The sequence below is a fragment of the Undibacterium sp. FW305-107 genome, assembly GCF_058788535.1.
The window spans coordinates 287,473-310,411 of the sequence record NZ_JBYTAV010000004.1 but is presented as its reverse complement, the minus strand read 5'-3'; the positions used below and the strand labels follow the sequence as shown (position 1 = coordinate 310,411).

The 22,939-nt window shown below is 49.4% G+C and carries 17 protein-coding genes; 11 read left to right on the top strand and 6 right to left on the bottom strand.

Translation table 11 applies throughout. The features are described from left to right. Nucleotides 1-61 precede the first annotated feature (61 nt). From AC3WQT_RS10970 to AC3WQT_RS10950, 5 genes are all read left to right on the top strand, one after another. Entirely contained in the window at nucleotides 62-586 is a 525-nt protein-coding gene (locus AC3WQT_RS10970; RefSeq protein WP_492703911.1) for a MarR family winged helix-turn-helix transcriptional regulator, read from the top strand. A 430-nt stretch (nucleotides 587-1,016) separates the two neighbouring features. Then, nucleotides 1,017-2,156, top strand: a complete 1,140-nt coding sequence (locus tag AC3WQT_RS10965; protein ID WP_492703910.1) for an ABC transporter substrate-binding protein — start codon at nucleotides 1,017-1,019, stop codon at nucleotides 2,154-2,156. A 422-nt stretch (nucleotides 2,157-2,578) separates the two neighbouring features. Then, nucleotides 2,579-2,914, top strand: coding sequence for an ArsR/SmtB family transcription factor (locus tag AC3WQT_RS10960; RefSeq protein WP_492703909.1), 336 nt, complete (start codon nucleotides 2,579-2,581; stop codon nucleotides 2,912-2,914). A gap of 8 nt (nucleotides 2,915-2,922) precedes the next feature. Further along, nucleotides 2,923-3,180 (top strand): hypothetical protein, encoded by a 258-nt coding sequence (locus AC3WQT_RS10955; protein ID WP_492703908.1) that lies wholly within the window; start codon nucleotides 2,923-2,925, stop codon nucleotides 3,178-3,180. 198 nt (nucleotides 3,181-3,378) lie between these two features. Then, nucleotides 3,379-4,359 carry an extracellular catalytic domain type 1 short-chain-length polyhydroxyalkanoate depolymerase gene (locus tag AC3WQT_RS10950; protein ID WP_492703907.1) on the top strand — a complete coding sequence of 327 codons (981 nt, stop codon included), beginning with the start codon at nucleotides 3,379-3,381 and terminating at the stop codon, nucleotides 4,357-4,359. 969 nt (nucleotides 4,360-5,328) lie between these two features. Here AC3WQT_RS10950 and AC3WQT_RS10945 read toward each other — a convergent pair. From AC3WQT_RS10945 to dnaA, 4 genes are all read right to left on the bottom strand, one after another. Then, nucleotides 5,329-10,059 carry an AAA family ATPase gene (locus tag AC3WQT_RS10945; RefSeq protein WP_492703906.1) on the bottom strand — a complete coding sequence of 1,577 codons (4,731 nt, stop codon included), beginning with the start codon at nucleotides 10,057-10,059 and terminating at the stop codon, nucleotides 5,329-5,331. Between the two features lie 68 nt (nucleotides 10,060-10,127). Beyond that, nucleotides 10,128-12,623 (bottom strand): DNA topoisomerase (ATP-hydrolyzing) subunit B, encoded by a 2,496-nt coding sequence (gyrB, locus tag AC3WQT_RS10940; protein ID WP_492703905.1) that lies wholly within the window; start codon nucleotides 12,621-12,623, stop codon nucleotides 10,128-10,130. Nucleotides 12,624-12,843: 220 nt separating this feature from the next. After that, a complete protein-coding gene (gene dnaN / locus AC3WQT_RS10935) occupies nucleotides 12,844-13,950 on the bottom strand; it encodes a DNA polymerase III subunit beta (RefSeq protein WP_110254682.1) in 1,107 nt (368 codons plus the stop codon). A 466-nt stretch (nucleotides 13,951-14,416) separates the two neighbouring features. Further along, nucleotides 14,417-15,808, bottom strand: coding sequence for a chromosomal replication initiator protein DnaA (gene dnaA, locus AC3WQT_RS10930; RefSeq protein ID WP_492703904.1), 1,392 nt, complete (start codon nucleotides 15,806-15,808; stop codon nucleotides 14,417-14,419). A 490-nt stretch (nucleotides 15,809-16,298) separates the two neighbouring features. Here dnaA and rpmH point away from each other — a divergent pair, with 490 nt between their 5' ends. The 6 genes from rpmH (at nucleotide 16,299) to AC3WQT_RS10900 (ending at nucleotide 21,473) form a co-directional block, all read left to right on the top strand. Next, the gene (rpmH, locus tag AC3WQT_RS10925; protein ID WP_061535510.1) at nucleotides 16,299-16,433 is read left to right on the top strand and encodes a 50S ribosomal protein L34; all 135 of its coding nucleotides are present in this window, start codon (nucleotides 16,299-16,301) and stop codon (nucleotides 16,431-16,433) included. A 39-nt stretch (nucleotides 16,434-16,472) separates the two neighbouring features. After that, nucleotides 16,473-16,907, top strand: coding sequence for a ribonuclease P protein component (gene rnpA / locus AC3WQT_RS10920; protein ID WP_492703903.1), 435 nt, complete (start codon nucleotides 16,473-16,475; stop codon nucleotides 16,905-16,907). Nucleotides 16,908-16,917: 10 nt separating this feature from the next. Then, nucleotides 16,918-17,214: a membrane protein insertion efficiency factor YidD gene (yidD, locus tag AC3WQT_RS10915; RefSeq protein WP_492703902.1), complete on the top strand. Its 297-nt coding sequence runs from the start codon at nucleotides 16,918-16,920 to the stop codon at nucleotides 17,212-17,214. 9 nt (nucleotides 17,215-17,223) lie between these two features. Beyond that, nucleotides 17,224-18,894 (top strand): membrane protein insertase YidC, encoded by a 1,671-nt coding sequence (gene yidC, locus AC3WQT_RS10910; RefSeq protein WP_492703901.1) that lies wholly within the window; start codon nucleotides 17,224-17,226, stop codon nucleotides 18,892-18,894. A gap of 326 nt (nucleotides 18,895-19,220) precedes the next feature. Then, nucleotides 19,221-20,627 carry a tRNA uridine-5-carboxymethylaminomethyl(34) synthesis GTPase MnmE gene (gene mnmE, locus AC3WQT_RS10905; RefSeq protein ID WP_492703900.1) on the top strand — a complete coding sequence of 469 codons (1,407 nt, stop codon included), beginning with the start codon at nucleotides 19,221-19,223 and terminating at the stop codon, nucleotides 20,625-20,627. 15 nt (nucleotides 20,628-20,642) lie between these two features. After that, a complete protein-coding gene (locus tag AC3WQT_RS10900) occupies nucleotides 20,643-21,473 on the top strand; it encodes an AraC family transcriptional regulator (protein WP_492703899.1) in 831 nt (276 codons plus the stop codon). A gap of 9 nt (nucleotides 21,474-21,482) precedes the next feature. On the opposite strand, the gene AC3WQT_RS10895 is transcribed toward AC3WQT_RS10900, so the two are convergent. Both AC3WQT_RS10895 and AC3WQT_RS10890 read right to left on the bottom strand, forming a co-directional pair. Further along, the gene (locus tag AC3WQT_RS10895) at nucleotides 21,483-22,085 is read right to left on the bottom strand and encodes a LysE family translocator (RefSeq protein ID WP_492703898.1); all 603 of its coding nucleotides are present in this window, start codon (nucleotides 22,083-22,085) and stop codon (nucleotides 21,483-21,485) included. A gap of 93 nt (nucleotides 22,086-22,178) precedes the next feature. Further along, nucleotides 22,179-22,883 carry a DUF6058 family natural product biosynthesis protein gene (locus tag AC3WQT_RS10890; protein WP_492703897.1) on the bottom strand — a complete coding sequence of 235 codons (705 nt, stop codon included), beginning with the start codon at nucleotides 22,881-22,883 and terminating at the stop codon, nucleotides 22,179-22,181. Nucleotides 22,884-22,939: the final 56 nt, after the last annotated feature.

The window sequence follows — 22,939 nt, the reverse complement described above, 5'->3', positions numbered from 1 at the left end:
ATTTAAAATAGTTCAGCATGTACAATACTTCAAACAACAAATTCATTCATATTGCCTGACCATGCCCAAACAAAAACCAGCCACCGTCAAAGTTCAAACCAAGCCCAAGCGCCAGGCCGGCACGGCGCTAGCCCCCACCTTCAACGCCCGCATAGAAGGCATAGACTACGATATCCTCGAAGAGCTCACCGGCTATGCAGTACGCCGCGCCCAGCTATCCATCTATGCAGACTTTACCGCCAGCCTGGGTGCATATGACATCACTCCCCAGCGCTTTTCTTCCCTGGTGATCATCAGCAACAACCCCGGTATCTCCCAGACACGTCTGGCAGAAGTGATGGGCATCGCTCGCTCAGGCGTAGTCGCCATCATCGACAATTTTGAACAGGCTGGCCTGCTGGAACGCCAGGATTCAGGCGACCGCAGGTCCTACAACCTGCACCTCACCAAAGAGGGGCAGAAGCAATTGGAGAAATACAAGCAGGCAGTAAAGGAACATGATGACAGGGTTAGCCAGCACTTGACGGTGAAGGAGCGTCAGCAGTTGCGTGCCTTGTTGGGGAAGTTGTGTATGGAACCGAAGTGAGAGTGTGTTTTGTGCAAACAAGCTTGCAAATTTCGTAGGTTGGGCCGGGCCTCGCTAGGCTACGCTTCATCAGCCCAACACTGGGCGTATAAATAATGTACATGTTTGTTAAGGCCGAGTGTTGGGCTGATACCCCGTAGCCCAACCTACGATGCTAGCGAGGCCCGGCCCAACCTACGGAATACGAATTCGAAGTTTCGTGCTGCAATGGCTACATCGTCGTCAACGCGAAACCCAAAAAATCCAAATCCCCACTTGCATCCCACCCAAAATATTATTATATTGAATAACTGTTATACGACATAACAATAATGCGTCGTAATAAAAAAACAAAAATTGCTGGCCCAACCAGCAAACAAGGCTAAATAACGAAAAGCAATATCACGCCACCCCCGCATCTGCAATACCAACAATAATTCAGGAGACCGCAATGCAATTCAAACTCAAACCCACCATACTGGCATTGCTGATAGCCGCCGCAGGTACAGCCCATGCCGACATCACCATAGGCGTCAGCTTGCCGTTGACTGGCCCGGCATCCGGCCTGGGCATCCCCACCAAGAACGGTATCGCCCTGTGGCCAGAAACCATAGGCGGCGAAAAAGTAAAACTCATCATCCTTGACGACGCATCCGACACCACCCAGTCCAGCAAGAACGCCCGCAGGCTTATCACTGACGACAAGGTAGACGTCATCGTCGGCTCCACCGCCACACCCGCATCCGTTGCCCTGGCAGAAGTGGCAAGCGAACTCAAGGTGCCACAAATCTCAACCTCGCCGGTTGAGGTTGCACCAGGCAAAGGCACCTGGACCTTCCGCGTTGCCCAGTCAACTTCGCTCATGGCCCACGCCGTGGCAGATCACATGAAAAAATCCGGCGTCAAAACCTACGCCTATCTTGGCTATTCTGATGCCTATGGCGAAACCTGGTTCAAAGCCATCACCGCTGCTGCCAGCAAAGACGGCTTGCAATCCGTCGCCACAGAGCGCTTCAACCGCCCCGACACCAGCGTCACCGCACAGACACTGAAGCTACTCGCCGCCAAGCCAGACGCCATCCTCATCGGCGCTTCCGGTAGTGGCTCAGCCATGCCACACAAGGCATTGATAGAGCGCGGCTACAAAGGCAAAATCTACCAGACTCATGGCGCAGCCTCGCGTGACCTCATACGCCTGGGCGGCAAAGACGTAGAAGGCGCCTTCGTCGTCGCAGGCCTCGCCATCCTGCCCGAGCTGCTGCCAGATAACCACCCGTCAAAACAACTGGCAACCGACTTTACCAACCGCTATGAAAAACAATACGGCGAAGGCACCAGAAACCAGTTCGCCGCCCACGGCTACGACGCCTACCTGCTACTCAACCGCGTCATCCCCCTGGCACTAAAAAAAGCCAAACCCGGCTCGCCGGAATTTCGTACCGCATTGAAAGACGCGATGGAATCTGAAATCGACATCCCCATCACCCAGGGTGTCTTGCATTACACAGCGAATGACCATTTCGGTCTGGAAGAAAAGGCGAGAGTGATGTTGACGATACAGGGTGGAAATTGGAAGGCAGTTGGGCCGTAAGCCGTTAATAAAGTAATGAAATTTTGAACTGATCAAGAAGGCGCGATTCATGCATAACATGGATCGTGCCAGCCCTTGCCACACTCTCACTGCATTCGCGATCAGGTTCAATTGCAGGAGAGCGTCAGACGATTGAGCATCTCTCGCAGCACTGGCCCGCCCTACGTAGTTAACTTTTCTGCCCGCCTGCGTAACCCTATCCGAACCTGCTTAAAAAAAGCCCGCAAGCAAAAGCCCGCAAGCAGGAACACCGCAAGCTTTGTCAGTAGTTCAACAGCCCGGCCAGAGTTTCTCCATGCCATCATAAGCTCATTCCTCCCTTGCGAAAAAACGCAATCCTGACCGCCCACAGTCGGAAGCCTCTGGTCCAAAAATAAAAAAAAAACGTATACATCGTGACACGTGTCAGGTATTGTTTACACATGAAAGAAATTAAAAATAATGCGATGGCAGGCGATCAGTTGCTGGAAGTGCTGGCGGCGCTGTCCAACCCGCACCGCTTGCGCATCATCGCCGTGCTTGAGACGCAAGGGCGCAACTACATCAGCCAGTTGGCCCGAGAGGTAGGCATCAGCCGGCCCTTGCTGCATCTGCACCTGCAAAAGCTAGAGTCTGCCGGTCTGGTCACCAGCCAGCTAGAGCTATCCCACGATGGCAAAGCGCTTAATTATTTTGAAGTATCCAGTTTCGCCCTTACGCTCTCACCACGCGATATCGCCGCGGCGGTGGTTTCCCTGAACAACAATCCAGAATCATAGAGGTCACCATGTCTCAAAATGCCTTTTTCGCCGCGTTCTTCTTCCCCGCAGCCGCTGCAGTCATCATCTTTTTCATGAAGTATGTATCCCAGGTCTTGCAGGCGCGGGTGCGCCTGGGGCAGGACGAAGCCTACCGTGCCCTCGCAACACAGGCAGCCGCAAGCCAGGCCGAGACAGCAGCCGCGCTGACCACAACCACTGCAGCCCTGGCAGAGATACAGGGCAGACTCGTGACGGTAGAAAAGATACTTCGCGAAGTTGAATAGTCGAGTGGTCGAATATTCGAATCATCGAATAATTAAATCAGCGCGCAGTCTTCCGCTGTTTATCTGAGCCACCTGGCGGCCATCAGGAGTTAAGCAAATGCACCATGTGTCATCGTTTCGCTGGTATGTGTCCACGGCGCTTTACTCGCTTATTGTTGTCATGCTTCCATTTGCGCACTCAGCCACTGAAGGTGCAAGATGAAACGAGTACTACGCTGGTTTGCCTGGAGCCTGCTCGGCCTGCTCACACTCATCGCCCTGTGCGGCGCATTGTTCGCCTACTTCATTTATTCCCCGGCACCCGTCCGCCCCGCATTGTCCGGCACACTGCAAAAAGGCAGCATTGAAGCAGGCGGCATCAAGCGCACTTATGTGAGCTATGTTCCACGCGACTTGCCCAAGGGCGCACCCCTGGTGCTGGTCATGCACGGCTCAGGCCAAAGCGCAGAAGACATACGCGTAGAAACCGGCTACGGCTTCGAGCGCCTCGCCGACCAGCATGGCTTCGCCATCGCCTATCCCGACTCCTACAGCTTTGACTGGAACGATTGCGGCAAAGTCGGCGACTACCAGGTCAATGGCCGCGACATCGACGACGTCGGCTTCCTCAACGCCCTGACCGACAAACTCATCACAGACCTGGGTACAGACAAAACCCGCGTATTCGCCACCGGCGTATCCGCAGGCGGCTTCATGTCACTACGCCTGGCACTGGAATCCCCAAGCCGCTTCCGCGCAGTAGCAGCAGTGTCCGCCAGCGTGCATGTACCCCAAAACTTCCGCTGCAAGCCAGTAGGCACTGGCGGAACCTCAGTCATGATCATGAACGGCACCAAAGACCCGCTAGTGCCATACAAGGGCGGCGAAGTGAACCTGCTAGGCCTGTTCTACAAATGCGGCGACGTACTCAATGCACGCGCATCCGCACAATATTTCGCAGACCTGAACAAGATCACCGCCACACCCACGGCGCAAACCACCGCAATATCAGGTGTAGATGTGGAACGCTTAAGCTGGAAGCAAGACCCCAAAACCGAAGTCGAACTCGTCGCCATTCAAGGCGGTGGACATGGCTTACCGCAACCCTATTACCGCCGCGCACGCTTGCTAGGGCCGTCGCCGATGGCACCTAATGGGGCGGAGATGATTTGGGAGTTTTTTGCAAGGCAGAAGCCGTGAGTGCCTTGTAACTGACGCGCTACATCCGGCTGGTACATATTGCATGGGTCATATTTTCTATTCGACCAACTGTCATTCGTCAGTAGAATGACGCATTGAATCTGGCGATTTGTAGCTAATGAGTTAGCGTCCTGCGAGTTCAGGTACAGGCCACTGTTCATTAATAATCATTAATTCCGAATCGCTAATACTTGATTTGAGTGCATCGTAACTAAACGCGGCGAATGAGCACTTGGGACTAGTAAGACCAAGTGACCGCTTAAATTCTTTTTTTATTTCTACTAAACTTCCGGAGTTGAGCGCAGCTTTCATTTCGCGTATTTGAGGCTCAATCACTGTTTCAAAGTGAATTGCGCGAAGGTCAAGAAGCTCATCCCTGTTTAAGTCACAGACTTCAATCGTTATGGCCCCATAATTACTATTATTACGTGGCCTTGCACGCCACTGTTTCGGTCCTTTGACTTGTCCTATACTTTCAAAAAAAAATTGAATATGTTGAATGGGATTTATGTCGCCCGATGGATCAATTAATAGTGGTTTCTCTTGGCCTAGTGCAGATGACTCAGGAAGTAAGGATATGGACCCAATTTCTAAGGGGAACCTAATTCTCTTAGCCGATCTATTGCAGCTAGGACACGAAAATAAAAGATTTTTCCAGTTGAAAGCTAGCCACCAATAACCATGTTCTAGGGTACATCCTGGACGTCGGTCTGCCTTTGCCTTTGGACGATAATGTTCTACATCGTTATATGACTGTTGAACTCTTAGCTCACAGTAACAACACTTGAAATGTTGAGATTTCCAAAGTTCATTCGCGACAATCTTATAACCCTCAATATCATGAGATTCTGGGGGCCGTTGAAGCAGCCTGAGTTTTTGTAATTGAGCGGTTCTTACCAGAGATAGTTTCTGAGGTTCCGCTCCGTGTGAGACAAGGATCACTTTCAAAGTCCTTATAAAAAATCAATATCAATTAATTTCTTTTGGTACTACATCCCAACCTATTTCTAATCCTTCCGCTGCCAATTTCTTCTCAAGAAATTCGAGTTCTTCCTGCTCGGATTCATTTCGAAAGGTATATCCAGATAAAAAGCTATAGCGTTGCAAATCTTGCGCCAATCCGTTTGGGTAAATGCTATTTACACCAAAATATCGCCTGTATATTTGGCTGCTTGTAAGTAACATTGGGGCATCAATCCCAGAGGTAGCTACGATACGATTGTCTTGATTTTCAAGGATCCAAATGTCTTCAGCTCTTGCCCCGACAAGTGTTAAGGGATTGTGAGTTGTGACTATAAAAGACATTTGCGGCATTATTTTTTTTGTACGCGCAATTATTTCTATTTGCCAGGATGGATGTAGATGCAAATCAATCTCATCAATTAGCACAAGGCCACGCATTTGAATTAGAAAATCTTCCTCTAGATCAATATTATTTCTCTCTGCTAACGCAACCCATCTTGCAATTAAGTCTAAGAACCAACCGGCACTTGTTAAATAGCCGTCACTTAACGAGCTAAATGGTAATTGAGGGCGACCATGTTCAGTTATCCAAACTTTTTTGTCGAAGATATCGATTGACTCAACTTCTAACATCATCTTCATTGCCGCAATTACAGAGCGAAATAATATTTTACTTTTTGAATTTTTAGTGCTGTCACCTTCTAATTGCAATAACCAAGTTTCTGCATGTATTAGACTTGCTCCTTCGTCGAAGAGAGTCGCTATTTCGGGACCATCATCATCGGTTAAGTCAACGTTGCGTGCAATGCCCCCCATTGCTGAACCACGTCTACATCCATACGCGAAAATCGGAAATAAGCGAGGCTTCAGTTGTTCCGGTGATTGAGAAATGCTGATTGAATAATCCTGCCTAATGATCGTTGTATGTTCTAAATTATTAGCCAATTTAACAGAAATACGAGCCTCACTCAGATTGTTATCTCCTTTGGTAAGGTGCTGCCAAGATGCCGCAAAAGTTCCTCTAGGCCAAATTGCTGGATTTTTTGTGTTTCTTAGTGCCAGGACTAAGCTTCGTAATAATGTGGTTTTCCCGATTCCATTCATGCCGATTATTACAAGCCATTGTCCTTTTCCTTCCTCTACTCGGCTGGGCGCTATAGAAATTTGCTTGAGTCCGCAAATATTTCTTACTTCAAAAGACTCAATCACGATAGGGTGCGTTGGTATTTCTCCATCGTTCTCAGTATCACTTTGGGCATTGGGATGTGGAAGGGGCAACGTTAGTTTATTCCAGACAGCATAATTCTCAAGTTCAGACTTATGAATTTGTAAAACTGCATGCAATCGATTAACCGCTAAAGTAATGTACCGATATTCGGGGATGGTGGATTTTGTAATACTTATTAGGATTGCGGTAATTCTATCTGTCGAAAGCGCATTTGACTCAATTGCGGCCAATAGGGCGCGCCAATAAAACGTAGAGCTATTTCCGAGCGTTGAAATTCTTTCGATTAATATCAAATCGTGTGCAGCAGGGAGAACACCTGCAAACACTTGCAAAATCATAACATCTAGAGTTGGGACTTCTAAAGTTGCAGATATGCGCTTAATAGTTTCTTGGAACTCACTCCATTCTGGAGGGTTTTTTATTCGGCGTCTCTGGTGGTGCTCTAAAATCAGTATTAATAGTCTTAAAGTAAATGGATGTGCATTAGATTCATTTACTTCTTTAATGAAGGCACTTAACGAATAGTGCAATATATATGTGTTTGGAAGGTCAGCAGTAGGCAGTAACTTCAACCATTCAGAATGACTAAGCCACTTGGGCCTGGGGAAAAGAAAACTAGTTGGAATTGGAAAATGGCCAGCCCATTTTTCAATTTGCAAAATACTTATGTTAGATTTTTTTGGCAGATTTGCAGCCAAAATGAAACATATCTCAGCAAGCATTTTTTGCTCATTTTTCGCCTTCGAAATATTCAACGCAGAATCTATTTTATTTAAGATTTCTTGTGCTTTTGCTTCGAACTTATACCTCAATCGATCCTGAAAGTCCCAAGTTGGAATGAGGCTAATTGGAGGGGAAGACTTTATTCCATTCTGTGACCAAGGTACTCTCTGTCCAACAGATTCCAAAGATCTTGCAATATCAATTTTGCCTCCCCATGTTTCCTGGGCGACGAGCCAATCATTGATGTCCCCAAGTTCACCATTGCGGGCCTGCAAAGCAAATTCTTTAATGAGCTTGGGTTCCCCATATTTCAAGCAGATTGAGAGTGGCCAAGAAGAAAACCACACTAACTCGTCCCACAAAGTTGAAGGCAAGTTTTCCGCAATTGAATAAAGGGCAGATGATAAAGTATCTTTGTTCGGTACCAGTTCAAATTGCGCCACCTTAATCCACGCTGTCCATTTACCTGGAGGAATTGAAATTTTTTCTGGCTGAGGAGAACATTGAAAATTTCGAGGGATAGCTCGAAGACTAAAGGAATAAACTCTGCCTTCTTGCCATCTATGCTTGTAGAAATAACACAACCATGTTACCCAATTATATGATGCGTCAATTTCTTCAGATATATTGGTACCGTCGAAAAAGAAAGGGCTTGGAAATTTATCTAAATTTGAATTAAATTTGTCAATGAAATATTTTGATAACGGTACATCAAACGAAGTGCAGTCATCGACCAGTAAGACAGGATCTGCTCGGGTATCCCAGAATTCTTCTGCGAGGGTAGTTGCCCATGGTTTGCCGAGATTAGAAGCTATAACGATGCATAACCACGTTGGACGAAGGTCCGGTTTTTCCTCAGTTTCAATAAAATTTAATCTATTTTCTAGGTTAGATCTAAGGATATTTTCAGTATCAGAATTCAAAACATTCGTTAATCGAACATGTACATTTCCAACGGGCAGTGAAAGCAATGAGGTTGCAGATTGCATTAATGCACGAGCATATTTGGGCTGAGACAATACTGCACCTTCTTCCAACATCTCTAGTGCTAAAATTGCCCCTGCTTTTGTTACTCTATATGCCTCATTCGATTGATCATTGTCCAATTCATAGCATATTTGATCAGTTAGATTACTTCTAAGTGGCGACCCTTCACTGAACAGACGGCTTGCAGCGAACAGAAATACATTTCTAAACATCGGTGCTTTAGAGATTTGCGTTAGTCGTGCAGATATTTCTGCTTCTCTGCCTGAAGTTATGGCCCACGCAGCCATAAATTCTTGTAATGATCTGATCTCAAAGCCAAAATTGCCTGGTTCTGGTTCTACCAAGAAAACCAACCTTTGTTCAGCAGCAATGGCTATATCTTTAATTAATTCTTTGCGAGATTGTTCATCAACTTCGTCCTCTGATAGCACTGCTTCAATAACATCTTCTAATCTTTTTCTAGACATTTTGGCAGCACCGCCACCATCTCGCTCTGCTTCTACTTGTAGTAAAAGACCAACCCGTGCATGTATCTGTTCAATGTGTGAGCGATGGTTCGCAAGCAATTTTGATGCGTAAGTATCACGCTCAATTTCTCGATCATATGTGTATGAAAAATACCTATAAAATAAATTCCATCTTTCCCTTGGCGCTCGACCTAGTTGTTGTACTAAGGCAGTAAGAATTGTTACTTGTAAGGGAGTTGTGAGAAGTCTCTGTGTCGATGATTCTTCCGCCGCCTCACGTAGTCGAGTTAATGCTTTTTGCTGTGAATCTGATCCAGAAATTTTCGCTTCAACCAATTTTCGGGCATACTCTAAAGCTTCATTCTTTGATAGCGGAACGAGCCAACGTTCATTCAGAGTTATGCCTATTTTACCTAATTCTCCAGCGTAGCCTTGAGGTCTCGTCGTAGCGATAACTTGCGCTACTCCATTTCTTTCCGCTAAATATGTCAGAAGCTCTCTAGCTGCTTCTACTAAGTGCGCTCGATCGTGCGTTGCTCCCACCTCATCAAATCCGTCAAAGACAATTAATAATGGTAGTTCACACGCCAATATAGTTAAATTTGTTGCACTTAATTTGGAGGATTTAGCACTTGGCAAATCTGCCAAAAAACGAATAAGTGCGGGAATCGTCGAAGATTGTTTGCGATTAACGTCTTTAGAGTTCCATGCCGAAAAATCAGGAAGAGATATCTCTAACGGTAGGTAGGGACGTTTTGGTAGCTTTATTGGATGCTGTTTTTTCGTTTTTTTTGCGGCTATTTCAAAAGTATTTACAATCTCACGTGTTGTAGACGGAAGGGAATCTTTTGAAGGTAATAAAAGTGCCGCACGATGCAATTGGCATGCAAGTTGGCAAATTGTAGATTTACCTTGACCTGGTCCACCAATCAACAATGTGGAACTGAATCCAGATTTAGTATTTAAACGATCATTTTTTTGAATCTCTTCGACGTCAGCTAAATCAAACTCACCGCGAGAGGTGATTTTGCAGACAGCATTTAATTTCAATGGCTCGGAGGCTAGGAGACTAGTCAGAAATAAATTGCGATCGTTACTTTGGTGCTTGAAATTTTTGGGATCTGAAACTGGTAGATCGACAAAAACCATGCGGAGAGGCACCTTATTTTGGGTATGCCCTCCTTGACCTAATTTAGCGTATTCTTGTGCCTGAAGTTGTTCTGACAACCAACTGTGTACAGCTGTAAGTGTTTGCGGAGTAAGGCCCGCATTACGAACAGCATGAGACAGAATATCAGTGGTAATTGGTGTTGAGGCCGTAGTCTTTTGCATATTATCCACCCTTCAATATTACACAATTCCACTGATATTGAAGATCGAGAATTACTTTTGGGGAAACATCAAACGTCAATATTCCCCGCCCGCAATGCATTCGATTCAATAAACGCCCTGCGTGGTTCCACGTCGTCGCCCATCAGTGTCGTAAAGATCTGGTCGGCTGCAATCGCATCTTCAATCTGTACTTTAAGCAGGCGGCGGACTGTGGGGTCCATGGTGGTTTCCCAGAGTTGGCTTGGGTTCATTTCACCCAGACCTTTGTAGCGCTGTTTGCTGACGCCGCGTTCGGCTTCGTCGCGTAGCCAGAGCATGGCCTGGTGGAAGTCGTGTACGGCGATTTCCTTGGCTTTTTCGCCTTCGCCACGGCGGATGAATGCGCCTTCTGTGAGCAGACCTTTGAAGGTCGTTGCGGCGTTTTCCAGCACTTTGTAGTCTGCGCCATCAACAAAGTCGGCATCGATGCTGCTGACCTTGATGTTGCCGTGGTACAGGCGTTCTATGCGCAGGCTGAATGCGCCTGAGAGTTCGTCGCTGCGTACTACTGCTTTTACCGCATTGTCGCCAATGGCGGCGGTCAGGGCGATGGCGGATGCTTCTGCGTTTTCTGCGTTATCCAGTTTCAGCGTGACGCCAGTCATGATGGCGGTGAGGGCAGCGCGGTCGATGACGCGGGTCAGGCGCATCATGATGGCGTTGGCCAGGTTGTACTGGCGTACCAGTTCGCCCAGGGCTTCGCCAGTGATGGGGGCTGCGCCTGTGCCTGGTGTGAGGGATGCGCCGGTCAGGGCGACGGTCATCATGTAGGTGGCTTCTTCGGCATCATCTTTGAGGTAGCGTTCATCGCGGCCTGCCTTGACTTTATACAGTGGTGGCTGGGCGATGTAGATGTGGCCGCGTTCTACCAGTTGTGGCATCTGGCGATAGAACAGGGTCAGCAGCAGGGTGCGGATGTGGGCGCCATCGACGTCCGCATCGGTCATGATGATGATGCGGTGGTAGCGCAGTTTGTCGGCATTGAATTCGTCCGGGCCTATGCTGGTGCCCAGGGTGGCGATCAGGGTGGTGATCTGTTCACTGGACAGCATTTTTTCAAAGCGGGCTTTTTCTACGTTGAGGACTTTACCGCGCAGTGGCAAGATAGCCTGGAACTTACGGTCGCGACCTTGTTTGGCTGATCCACCCGCAGAGTCACCTTCGACGATGTACAGTTCGCACAGGGCGGGGTCTTTTTCCTGGCAGTCTGCCAGTTTGGAAGACAGGCCCAGGCCATCCATGACGCCTTTGCGGCGTGTCAGTTCGCGGGCTTTGCGTGCTGCTTCGCGGGCGCGTGCTGCTTCAACGATTTTGCCGCAAATGATCTTGGCGTCGTTGGGTTTTTCCATGAGGAAGTCAGTCAAGGTCTTGGCGACAATTTCTTCTACCGGGCCGCGCACTTCGCTTGAAACGAGTTTGTCCTTGGTCTGTGAGCTGAACTTTGGTTCCGGCACTTTGACGGACAAGACGCAGGTCAGGCCTTCGCGCATGTCGTCGCCGCTGACTTCTACTTTGGCTTTTTTGGCGAACTCGTGTTCTTCAATATACTTGTTGATGACGCGTGTCATCGCGGCGCGCAGGCCGGTCAGGTGGGTGCCACCGTCGCGCTGCGGGATGTTATTGGTGAAGCACAATACCTGTTCATTGTAGGCGTCGTTCCATTGCATGGAGACGTCGACAGTGATGGTGGTATTCTGGTCAGACTGACGCTCGCCAGTGGCCTGGAAAATGGTCGGGTTGAGTATGCTTTTGTTTTTGTTGATGTATTCAACAAAGCCACGGGTGCCGCCTTCGAAGGCAAACAATTCTTCTTTGCCGGTGCGGTGGTCGTTGAGCTTGATGCGTACGCCATTATTCAGGAAGGACAATTCGCGTATGCGCTTGGCCAGGATTTCATAATGGAATTCAACATGGGTGAAGATTTCTTCATCGGCCCAGAAGTGGACTTCAGTACCGCGCTTGTCGGTGTCGCCAACTACTTTGATTGGTGAAGTAACGACGCCATCAACAGTTTCCAGCTCGCGGTTTTGCGGTACGCCACGAACAAATTCCATGGTGTGCATTTTGCCATCGCGGCGGATAGTCAGCTTGAGCAATTTGGACAGGCCATTCACGCAGGACACACCCACGCCATGCAGACCGCCGGATACTTTGTAGGAGTTTTGATCGAACTTGCCACCAGCATGCAGCTCGGTCATGACGATTTCTGCGGCGCTGCGTTTGGGGTCGTGCTTGTCATCCCATTTGATGCCGGTAGGGATGCCGCGGCCATTGTCAGTGATGGAGATGGAGTTGTCGCTATGGATAGTGACATTGATCTCGGTACAGTGACCTGCCAGGGATTCATCAATGGAGTTATCCAGTACTTCAAAGACCAGGTGATGCAGACCGGTGCCGTCCGAGGTGTCACCGATGTACATGCCGGGGCGTTTCCGCACGGCTTCCAGGCCTTCCAGAATCTGGATTGAGGATGCGCCGTATTGACTTGGCTGCGCTGGAGTGTTGTCTTGGGTGTTATCGGACATGGCTACCTTCTAAAAAAACGAACTGTTTTGGACAATTGTGTAAATCGCCCAATGTGAAACATATTCAGGGACTGCTTTGTCATGCTGGTACAGGTGGGATTCAGTGTCTTGGGTGTTGATGCATCAGAGCATAACGACACTGGATTCCAGCCTGCGCTGGAATGACGGTATTAAGATCGCCGTGAACATAATGTCCACGGCATCCGTCGATATCTACAACTTATATCCGCATCGGCATGACGACATATTTAAAGTCGGTGTTGTCGGGGATAGTGATCAGTGCAGATGAATTGGAGTCGCCCAAAGAAACCGATATCTGGTCGCATTTGAGGTTATTCAATACATCGAGCAAATAGCTGACGTTGAAGCCGATGTCCACGCTGTCGCCACCGTAGTCGATTTCGATTTCTTCTATCGCTTCTTCCTGGTCGGCATTGGTCGACAATATCTGCATGAGGCCAGGGGTGATGACGCAACGCACGCCCTTGAACTTGTCAGACGTCATGATCGCAGCACGCTGCAATGAACGCAGCAATTGTTCGCGGCCCAAAGTGAAGCTGTTTTTATAGCCTTTGGGGATGACGCGGTTAAAGTCAGGGAACTTGCCTTCGACCAGTTTGGAAATCAGTTCGATATCGGCAAAAGTCAGTTTGACCTGATTGTTGGCGATGTCGATTTGTACCGGGTCTTCTTTGTCTTCCAGCAGGCGCTGCATCTCGATGATGGTTTTGCGCGGGATGATGACTTCATGACGTGGGAATTCTTGCTCGACTTCAACCTGGCAAAACGCCAGGCGGTGACCATCAGTTGCGACAGCAATGACGTTCTTGCCATCGACGACCAGCAGCAAGCCATTCAGGTAATAACGAATGTCTTGTTGCGCCATCGAGAAATGCACCATGTTGAACAGGTGCTTCAGGGTTTTTTGTGGCAAGTTGACGCTGGCATTGAAATGCTCGGCCTGGGCTACGGTAGGGAATTCTTCTGCCGCCAGGGTTTGCAAAGAGAAGCGCGATTTGCCTGACTGCACGCTCATCTTTTTGTTTTCAAGCTTGAGGACCACATCATTGTCATCTGGCAGGGCGCGCAAAATATCCAGCAATTTGCGGGCCGCAACTGTCGTGGCAATGCTGTCGCCGCCAGAACCGATGGCTGCCTTGGTCGTGATCTGCACTTCTATGTCTGTCGACAGGAACGACACTTGTTCACCGTCTTTGCGAATGAGGATATTGGCCAGAATCGGCAATGTATGCCGACGCTCGACAATACCACTCACAATTTGCAAAGGCCGGAGCAGGGTGTCCCGGTGGGTTTTAACCAATTGCATTTGAATATCCTCACTAAATTATGGTGACAAGGAACTTAAATTATCTCTTACTATTTTTTATAAACTGCTTCACATATTTACTGCTGTCTTGCTTGTTACTTTGGTGCGCATGGCGCACCCTACAAACTTGTTCATCGCTCCGCGCAAACGGCTCTTGCGCAGATGGATCCCAGCCTTCGCTGGGATGACGTTAATACTGTTCGTGCAGTTTTAAACAGCTTGCTGCTTCAAGTCGAGCCGTGCCCTTAAAACTGTCATTCCAGCGCAGGCTGGAATCCCGTGGCGTTTGACGCTTACGCGTATCGCTGATTTCAGAGCAAAACCCTTGCCAACCCATAGGTTGCGCCGTGCGCACCGTTTTAGCTGGTTTAACGCCGTGGTGTGCATGACGCACCCTATAAATATTTCTTACCTGTAACTACACACAAAACCATTCCAACTTGCACATCCTACAACATCCCGGCCATTAACCCTTGAGCGTTTGCTCTAATACATGCAATTCATGATTGCATTCGGGGTTCTTGGTGCGGTCTGCAGTGATCTTGCGTACGGCGTGCAAGACCGTGGTGTGGTCGCGGCCGCCGAAGAGTTCGCCGATTTCTGGCAGGCTCTTTTGCGTAAGTTCCTTGGCCAGGTACATCGCAATCTGACGCGGTCTGGCGATATTGGCCGGACGTTTTTTTGAATACATGTCGGCGACTTTGATGTTGAAAAAGTCAGCGACTGTCTTCTGAATGTTCTCTACGGAAATCTGGCGGTTCTGTACCGACAGCAAATCCTTCAGGGCTTCTTTCACCACGTCGATGGTGATTTCTTTACCATGGAAGCGTGAGTAAGCCAAAATCTTGCGCAAGGCACCTTCGAGTTCACGCACATTAGAGCGTAGGTGCTTGGCGACGAAGAAGGCGACGTCATCAGAAATATTGACGCCTTCTGAATGGGCTTTCTTGAGCAAGATCGCTACGCGCATTTCCAGCTCTGGTGGTTCAATCGCCACTGTCAGGCCAGAGTCAAAACGCGAAATCAGGCGGTCATCCATGCCGGTGATTTCTTTGGGATAAGTATCACTGGTGATGATGATTTGCTTCTTGGCTGCAATCAGGGCTTCAAAGGCGTAAAAGAATTCTTCCTGCGTACGGCTCTTGCCGCCAAAGAATTGAATATCATCGATCAGCAACAAATCCAGCGAATGGTAATAGCGCTTGAATTCATCAAAACCCTTGCGTTGGTAAGCGGTCACTACGTCGCGTACATATTGTTCAGCGTGGATATAGCGTATCTTGGCATTCGGGTTATCAACCAGGATCTGGTTACCAATGGCGTGGATCAAATGCGTCTTACCCAGACCAACGCCGCCATATAAGAATAATGGGTTGTACGATACACCAGGATTATTGGCTACCTGGATGGCGGCAGCGCGCGCCAGCTGGTTGGCCTTACCGGTGACGAAGCTGTCAAAAGTCAGGTCAGAATTAATACGGCTTTGCTCGCGGCGCGGTGATACTTCTGGCGCAGCGGGTTCAGACATCATTTCTGGCACACTGCCTTGGGCATCAAGGTCGGCATTCAAACCCTGCGGGCGTGGTGAGGCTGCTGCTGGAGCAGTTTTTCTGTTGCCACGCGGGTCAAGCACGAACTGTACTTCGACATCCTCATCCCAGAACTGGTTAGCCAGGTCGGTGATGCGGCTGGCGAACTGGGCCTTAACCCAGTCGAGTTTGAAACGGTTAGGCGCAGCGATACGCAGCTTGCCATTTTCAAAGTCAAGCGGGACTAGCGGTTTGATCCAGGCGCTATATTGCTGTGGTGGAAGCTCTTGCTCAAGTTGGGAAGAACAGGCCTGCCAGAAATTTTCCATGTATGACTTTAATTATTAAATGCAAATGCGCGGTGCCGAATTAAATTCTAACCTGTGCGATCTTGCCGAGACTTTAGCAAGAGTTACCAAGAGACTTGCGCCTCTATCGCTGGGTGAGTTGTCTTAAAGACATAAAACGGTGCCGCGCTAATCCGCTATTTTAACCCCGCTTGACCGAGTTATCCACAGGTTTGGGTTTAAATTTATTCTTTGCATTGCACCAATGGATGTGCCCTGATTGATTAATTTTTGCGCTAAGTGATTGACACGCAAAGCAAAAATGGTGTCTAATTCAGGGTTCCCTACCCCTCTTTTATTGGTGCGGCTTTAATTATCGGTTTTTTGATGGATTGATGCGCAACACCATGAGCAGCGGTTTTGGGGCAGTAAAGGCGAAAGGCCTGACGAAAATGTGCAAGCCGAAGTCGCACCCAAGACAGCCTTTATCCGTAATTCCGATTTTTTTTATTGCTCAATTAGCGAGACCAACATGAAACGTACTTACCAACCTTCCGTCGTTCGCCGCAAGCGCACCCACGGTTTCCGCGCACGCATGGCAACCCGCGGTGGCCGCGCTGTTCTGAACGCACGTCGCGCCAAAGGCCGTAAACGCCTGGCAGCTTGATTATCAGTTCGTTGATCTGCGCAGCCTTGCTGAATTCGCATGATCAATAATATAACTGAGTCAGTTCAGGCAGGTGTCGGCGGCGCAGATTTTGCCCGCGTCAGGCGCATCGTTAAAACGGATGAGTTTTCATCCGTTTTTCGTTTGCGCCCCGTGCAAAAGACGGCGCATTTTGTGCTGTATACCCGAACCAATGATTTGCCGCATGCCAGGCTGGGTGTGGTGGCCGCCAAGCGTTTTGCGCCACGTGCCGTGACGCGCAATACCATCAAGCGCGTCACCCGCGAGATTTTCCGGCATGCTGCATTGCTGAACGTGGATTGCATAGTAAGGCTGTCCCGCCCTGTTAACAGCAAGGCGGGGCCGGCGACGACCGCCCAGCTCAAGCGTGAGCTCAGGGCGGAAATCCTGCGTCTGTTCGCTGCACCGGCTTGCGCATTGGCGGGTACCAAACTGCCGGTAAGTCAACCTTAGGGCATTTGAGATGAAAACCCTGCTGCTCCTGTTGCTCAGATTTTATAAACTGGCAATTAGTCCCATGTTGGGGCAGAACTGTCGTTTTTATCCCAGTTGCTCTGAATATGCGGCAGAGGCCATCAAGATACACGGTGCCGCCAAGGGTAGCTTGCTGGCAGGCAAACGCTTGTGCAAATGTCATCCCTGGCACCCCGGTGGCGTCGATCATGTGCCACCCGCTAGTGAAAAATCGCAAACCGCCCCCACATCTGCCCAGTGCTGCCATGATGGCAAGCACACTGGACATTCTTCTCCCCTTTCCTGACATACACAAATGGATATCAAACGTACCGTCCTGTGGGTAATTTTCTCTTTCTCGCTGATCATGCTCTGGAATGGCTGGGGTGTATATAGCGGCAAGCCGTCTATATTTGCTCCGCCGCCACCCAAAGTGGCCAGTGCATCAGCTTCTGCCAGCGCGACTGCGAATGCCGCCAGCGCAGCGGGTAGCGCCAGTGCTGTTGCAAGCGCCGCAGCAACTGCTGGCACTGATGCAGTTGCAGCCCCTGTCATCAAGAGCGAAACCATTACCATTACTACTGATGTCATCAAGGCGGATATTGATACCATCGGTGGCGAGCTGAAAAAACTGGAATTGCTCAAGCATAAAAATGACACTGACCATACAAAAAATGTGGTCTTGTTTGATCAGTCGGCCAAACGTACCTATCTGGCGCAGACAGGTTTGCTGGGCGGTGCCTTCCCTAACCACAAGTCCGGCTTTATTGCCAAACCAGGTGTACGTACCCTGGAAGGCGGCAACCAGGTACAACTGGTGCTGGAAGCGGAACAAGGCGGCGTCAAACTGACCAAGACTTACACCTTCAAAAAAGGTGAGTACCTGATCGATGTGCGTCATGATGTGACCAATACCAGCGCAGCAGCGATCAAGCCTTCCCTGTACCTGCAATTGCTGCATGACGGCACAAAGCCTGAAAGCGGCGGCATGTTCTCTGGTAGTGGTGAATTCTACGCACCAGCTGTGTATACAGAAGCAGAAAAATTCCAGAAACTGGATTTTGAAAAAATCGCCAAGGGTACTGATGGCCATGCCAAAGAATCAGACAATGGCTGGATAGCGATGTTGCAGCATTTCTTTGTGTCTTCTTTCATCCCGCAAGACAAGACCAAGCGTGAAATTTTCACAAAACAGGTTGATACCAACCTGTACGCAGTTGGTAATGTCTTGCCTATGGGTACAGTGGCACCTGGTGCAACAGTGAGCATGAATGCACATCTGTATTCCGGCCCGCAAGAATCTGCCAAGCTGGAAGCAATTGCTCCTGGCTTTGAGCTGGTCAAAGACTATGGCGTATTGACCATCATCGCCAAGCCGCTGTTCTGGGTCATGGAACAAATCCACAAAATGCTGGGTAACTGGGGCTGGACTATCGTGGTCTTCACGATCGCCATCAAACTGGCTTTGTTCCCCTTGTCGGCTGCCGGTTATCGCAGCATGGCAAAAATGAAGGTTGTGACACCGAAGATGCAGGCCGTGCGTGAGCGTTTCAAAAACGATCCGCAAAAAATGAACCAGGCCATGATGGAATTGTACAAAACCGAGAAAATCAATCCTCTCGGTGGCTGCTTCCCTATCCTTATCCAGATGCCTATCTTTTTGGCACTGTACTGGGTCTTGCAAGCCAGCGTGGAAATGCGCGGCGCACCATGGGTGGGCTGGATCACCGATCTGACTTCACCTGACCCCTGGTATATCCTGCCTGTGATTTATGCTATTTCCATGTATATCACGACCAAGCTGAACCCGGCCCCGGCCGATCCTATGCAGGCGAAGATGATGATGTTCATGCCACTGGCATTCTCGGTCATGTTCTTCTTCTTCCCATCCGGCCTGGTATTGTATTGGGTAGTCAACAATATCTTGTCGATTGCACAGCAATGGGTCATCAATAACAAGCTGATCCCGCCTGAGCATAAGGTTTAAGCATCAGGCTTGAAGATAGAGCTTAAAAATTGAGCAAATGAGAAAGCCCGCAAGTTTGCTTGCGGGCTTTTTTTTATGAGGTAATTTGTTGAGCAAAACTTTGCCGCATTTGCGTCCTAACATGTAGGTTGGGCTACGATTTACCAGCCCAACACTCGGCGTTTAAATAACGTATACCGTCTATTGAGGCCCAGTGTTGGTAGCCTAGCGAGGCCCGGCCCAATCTACGGGAGTAGATATTCTTGGTATCTGCCCTGTCGCATTTCCGTCACAACACCACAGACTAATTTGCACCCATAGAGTGCAAGCACAGATAGAATTTCAACATGATCTACGAACCCATTCCCATCGCTGCCATTGCCACCGCCCCCGGACGTGGTGGCATAGGTGTAGTACGCATTTCCGGCAAGGACCTTGCGCCTGTCGTCACTGCCCTGTTTGGTAATACCCAATTCAAGCCACGTCATGCCAGTTACCTGCCATTTACCCAGGCAGATGGGACCGTCATCGACCAGGGTATCGCCATTTATTTCAAGGCTCCCCATTCTTACACCGGTGAAGATGTGCTGGAACTGCAAGGCCATGGCGGCCCTGTGGTCATGCAAATGCTGCTGTCGCGCTGCCTGGAAGCGGGCAAGGATGCGGGTTTGCGGCTGGCTGAACCGGGTGAATTCACCCAGCGTGCTTTTCTGAATGACAAGCTTGATCTGGCACAGGCTGAAGCCGTTTCAGATTTGATCGAAGCCTCGACCGAGGCCGCTGCCAAATCGGCATCACAATCGCTGTCCGGCGCTTTTTCCAAAGTGATTCATGCACTGGTAGAAAAAGTCGTGCACCTGCGCATGCTGGTGGAAGCGACGCTGGATTTCCCTGAAGAAGAAATCGACTTTCTCGAAAAATCCAATGCCCGCGGCCAGTTGGCGACGATACAAACGGCCTTGCAAAAAGTGTTTGAGCAGGCAGCACAGGGGGCCTTGTTGCGAGCTGGTTTGAATGTGGTACTGGCAGGCCAGCCCAATGTCGGCAAATCATCGCTGTTGAATGTACTGGCTGGCGATGACGTGGCCATCGTTACCCCCATCGCCGGTACTACCCGCGACAAGGTGACCGAGACCATTCACATCGAAGGCATACCCCTCAATATCATCGACACCGCTGGCATACGCCATGAACATGACGAGCCCGAAGAAGGCCAGGTCGCCAATACCATCGATACAGTAGAGCGCATAGGCATAGAACGCACATGGGCAGAAGTGGATAAAGCCGATGTCATCCTGCACCTGCTCGACGCCAGCCGTGGCCCGACCCGCGCTGACGATGCCATCGTCGCCCGCTTCCCTGAAGGCGTGCCGGTCATACGTATCTGGAACAAGATCGATTTATCCGGCCATCATGCCAGCGTCGATGAAATGTCCGATGCGACGCATATTTATCTGTCCGCACATGAACACATAGGTATAGATCTGCTGCGCAAGGAATTGCTGCGCATTGCCGGTTGGGAGCAAACAGGTGAGTCACTTTACCTGGCACGCGAACGTCATCTCATCGCTCTCAAGCATGCGCATGAACATCTGCAAAATGCTGCTGAATATGCGGCGCAAAATGATCAGTCGCTGGATTTGTTTGCTGAAGAACTGCGTTTGACACAAGACCGTTTGAACAGCATCACTGGTGAATTTACATCCGATGATTTACTCGGTGTGATTTTCTCGCGGTTTTGTATCGGTAAATAAACCCCTGCATAAAATATGGCGCAACTCAAGACTCTGGCAGATACTGTCCCGCGCTTCTGGCGCGATGACAGGCTGCCGTTTATTGAGGTGCGCTATCTGGCAGAGGGCCGTTCAGCCAGTTATGACAAGCATGCACACGAGACTTTCAGCATAGGTGCCATTACTGCGGGTGCGAGCAATTTTGTCGTGGCTGGTACGCAGTATCATGTGCAAGCAGGCAAGCTGGTGATCATCAATCCGGGGCAGGTGCATATCTGTAAGCCTGTCGATGATTTGCCCTGGTCATTTTGCATGTTGTACCTTGATGCCACATGGCTGGCAGCTTTGCAGGCTGAATTGGGACAATTGAAAGAGCCGGAATTTCATGCTTATACCAGTGCAGTGTCTGACAATGTTCTCTTGTATCAAGGCCTGCTCGATTTATATCAAACCCTGATAGATCCTGAAACTGAACTCCTCAACAAACAGGGCTGCTTGATCCAGTATTTTTCTGAATTACACAAGCACCTGCAATCTGCTCCGGCAGAACTGCATCTGGAAAATGCCAGACTCAAACTGGCTGCTGATTTTATCCATGAGCACTGCACACGAGACCTGAGCCTGGATGATATTTCTGCCCATGCAGGTTTGTCCGCTTCCTATTTATTCCGCGCTTTCAGGAAGCAATATGATATGACTCCGCATGCCTATCTCATTAATCGCCGTGTGCAATATGCGCAAGAAAAATTGAGACAAGGTGCCTCAATTGCCGATGCGGCACTGGAAGCAGGCTTTGCTGATCAGGCGCATTTCCAGCGTGTCTTCAAACGCCTGCTGGCGGCAACACCCGGACAATATCAGGCTTGAGAATGCGCGTCAGCTCAGCACCAGATAAACAGCGCTGATCAATAACATCACCGCCAGGCTGCGGTTAAAGGCACGCATCAGCGCGGGCTTTTTAAAGAGCTGACGCAAGGCTGTGCCTGCATATGCCCAGGCGGCTATCGACGCATAGCAGATGAAGAAATAGATGATGGTGAAGTGCCACACCATGCTGGTGTCACCATTCGCTGCATAAGCGCCCATACCTGCAATGGATGCCAGCCATGCTTTGGGATTAAGCCATTGCATGAGCGCACCATACCAGGCAGATGGCCCCTTGCCATTTTCATCGACTTCCAGTTGTCCATTATCGACAGCCAGCTTGTAAGTCAGGAACAGCAAAAAAGCGACTCCCGCCCATTGTATGATTTTTGTCAGTGCTGGCATGATGATCAACAGCTCATGCAGGCCCAGTCCAGTCAGGAATAACAAGACGGTAAACCCTATGGTCGCGCCGCTGACATGGGCCAGGCTGGCACGAAAGCCATATTGCGTGCCTGAGCGCAAAGCCACAATATTCACAGGGCCAGGTGAAATGGATGCGGCCAGCGCAAAGGCAGCCATGGAGAGATAGAGGTTGAAGTTGAGAGTGAGCATAAGCGTGGTCCGTATAAGTGAGTCGGCAGACAGACTTATACCGGGCCACGCTTGTTGTGTATTGAAGAAAACTACCCTGGTCGCTATGCAGACTTACGCCGCCATGGCAGCCTGCAGGCGTGGTCGTATATCATCGACGAGGCGCTTGCGACTCGAGCGTGCATATTCTGCCGGTGAAAACCACATGACTACTTCAGCAAAGGCATCAACTACCGGCAAGATGTCCCTTGCTTCCGTTGCACTGAAATCAGTTCTGCTGCCATTGGCTGTCAGGTGGCTAAGCTTTTCTTGTAAAACACCTTTGCATGCAATCTCGCTTGCAGAGACTGGATTGGCGGTACAGATACCAAAGGTGCCGAGCAAAAAATGCTTCCAGTGAAGCCCTGCATTTTCCGTCAGTCCCGCTATGTTTACCGTGCCATCCGCTGCAAAGCAGTCTTGCAGGTGCCATGTACTGGTATTCAATTCTGTCAGCGCAGCGATATAGTCACGCAAAAATTCCTGCTTCATCAGTTCTGGTGCTGCTGCCCATCCGTGTTCTGCCACCAACTGTCTTGCCCTGTCGCACCAGACCGTATGACAGGCACGAAAATATTCACCAGCAACTGTATCGGCGGCATCTGACTCACCAAATACAGCAGAGTTGATGATGGCTTTTTCTGAGACCACATAAGAAGGGCCAGGCAGTATGTGTGCAGCCAGCAAGTCATTTAATTCTGCTTCAGAAATAGCACAGGCTGCTGCGAATTGTGCTTTGTTCAGGAAATGTGTATTCAGGTAGAGCTGTAGTTCAGACATGTTGATATTCTCTCTTGATTAGGACTTCCGAAAAACCGCCACAGCTGCGTTGCAGC

What these genes read in the sequence shown, in the direction of transcription:
- AC3WQT_RS10970 (WP_492703911.1), top strand. Translation starts at nt 62, where the DNA reads ATGCCCAAACAAAAACCAGCCACCGTCAAAGTTCAAACCAAGCCCAAG.
- AC3WQT_RS10965 (WP_492703910.1), top strand. Translation starts at nt 1,017, where the DNA reads ATGCAATTCAAACTCAAACCCACCATACTGGCATTGCTGATAGCCGCC.
- AC3WQT_RS10960 (WP_492703909.1), top strand. Translation starts at nt 2,579, where the DNA reads ATGAAAGAAATTAAAAATAATGCGATGGCAGGCGATCAGTTGCTGGAA.
- AC3WQT_RS10955 (WP_492703908.1), top strand. Translation starts at nt 2,923, where the DNA reads ATGTCTCAAAATGCCTTTTTCGCCGCGTTCTTCTTCCCCGCAGCCGCT.
- AC3WQT_RS10950 (WP_492703907.1), top strand. Translation starts at nt 3,379, where the DNA reads ATGAAACGAGTACTACGCTGGTTTGCCTGGAGCCTGCTCGGCCTGCTC.
- AC3WQT_RS10945 (WP_492703906.1), bottom strand. Translation starts at nt 10,059, where the DNA reads ATGCAAAAGACTACGGCCTCAACACCAATTACCACTGATATTCTGTCT.
- gyrB (WP_492703905.1), bottom strand. Translation starts at nt 12,623, where the DNA reads ATGTCCGATAACACCCAAGACAACACTCCAGCGCAGCCAAGTCAATAC.
- dnaN (WP_110254682.1), bottom strand. Translation starts at nt 13,950, where the DNA reads ATGCAATTGGTTAAAACCCACCGGGACACCCTGCTCCGGCCTTTGCAA.
- dnaA (WP_492703904.1), bottom strand. Translation starts at nt 15,808, where the DNA reads ATGGAAAATTTCTGGCAGGCCTGTTCTTCCCAACTTGAGCAAGAGCTT.
- rpmH (WP_061535510.1), top strand. Translation starts at nt 16,299, where the DNA reads ATGAAACGTACTTACCAACCTTCCGTCGTTCGCCGCAAGCGCACCCAC.
- rnpA (WP_492703903.1), top strand. Translation starts at nt 16,473, where the DNA reads ATGATCAATAATATAACTGAGTCAGTTCAGGCAGGTGTCGGCGGCGCA.
- yidD (WP_492703902.1), top strand. Translation starts at nt 16,918, where the DNA reads ATGAAAACCCTGCTGCTCCTGTTGCTCAGATTTTATAAACTGGCAATT.
- yidC (WP_492703901.1), top strand. Translation starts at nt 17,224, where the DNA reads ATGGATATCAAACGTACCGTCCTGTGGGTAATTTTCTCTTTCTCGCTG.
- mnmE (WP_492703900.1), top strand. Translation starts at nt 19,221, where the DNA reads ATGATCTACGAACCCATTCCCATCGCTGCCATTGCCACCGCCCCCGGA.
- AC3WQT_RS10900 (WP_492703899.1), top strand. Translation starts at nt 20,643, where the DNA reads ATGGCGCAACTCAAGACTCTGGCAGATACTGTCCCGCGCTTCTGGCGC.
- AC3WQT_RS10895 (WP_492703898.1), bottom strand. Translation starts at nt 22,085, where the DNA reads ATGCTCACTCTCAACTTCAACCTCTATCTCTCCATGGCTGCCTTTGCG.
- AC3WQT_RS10890 (WP_492703897.1), bottom strand. Translation starts at nt 22,883, where the DNA reads ATGTCTGAACTACAGCTCTACCTGAATACACATTTCCTGAACAAAGCA.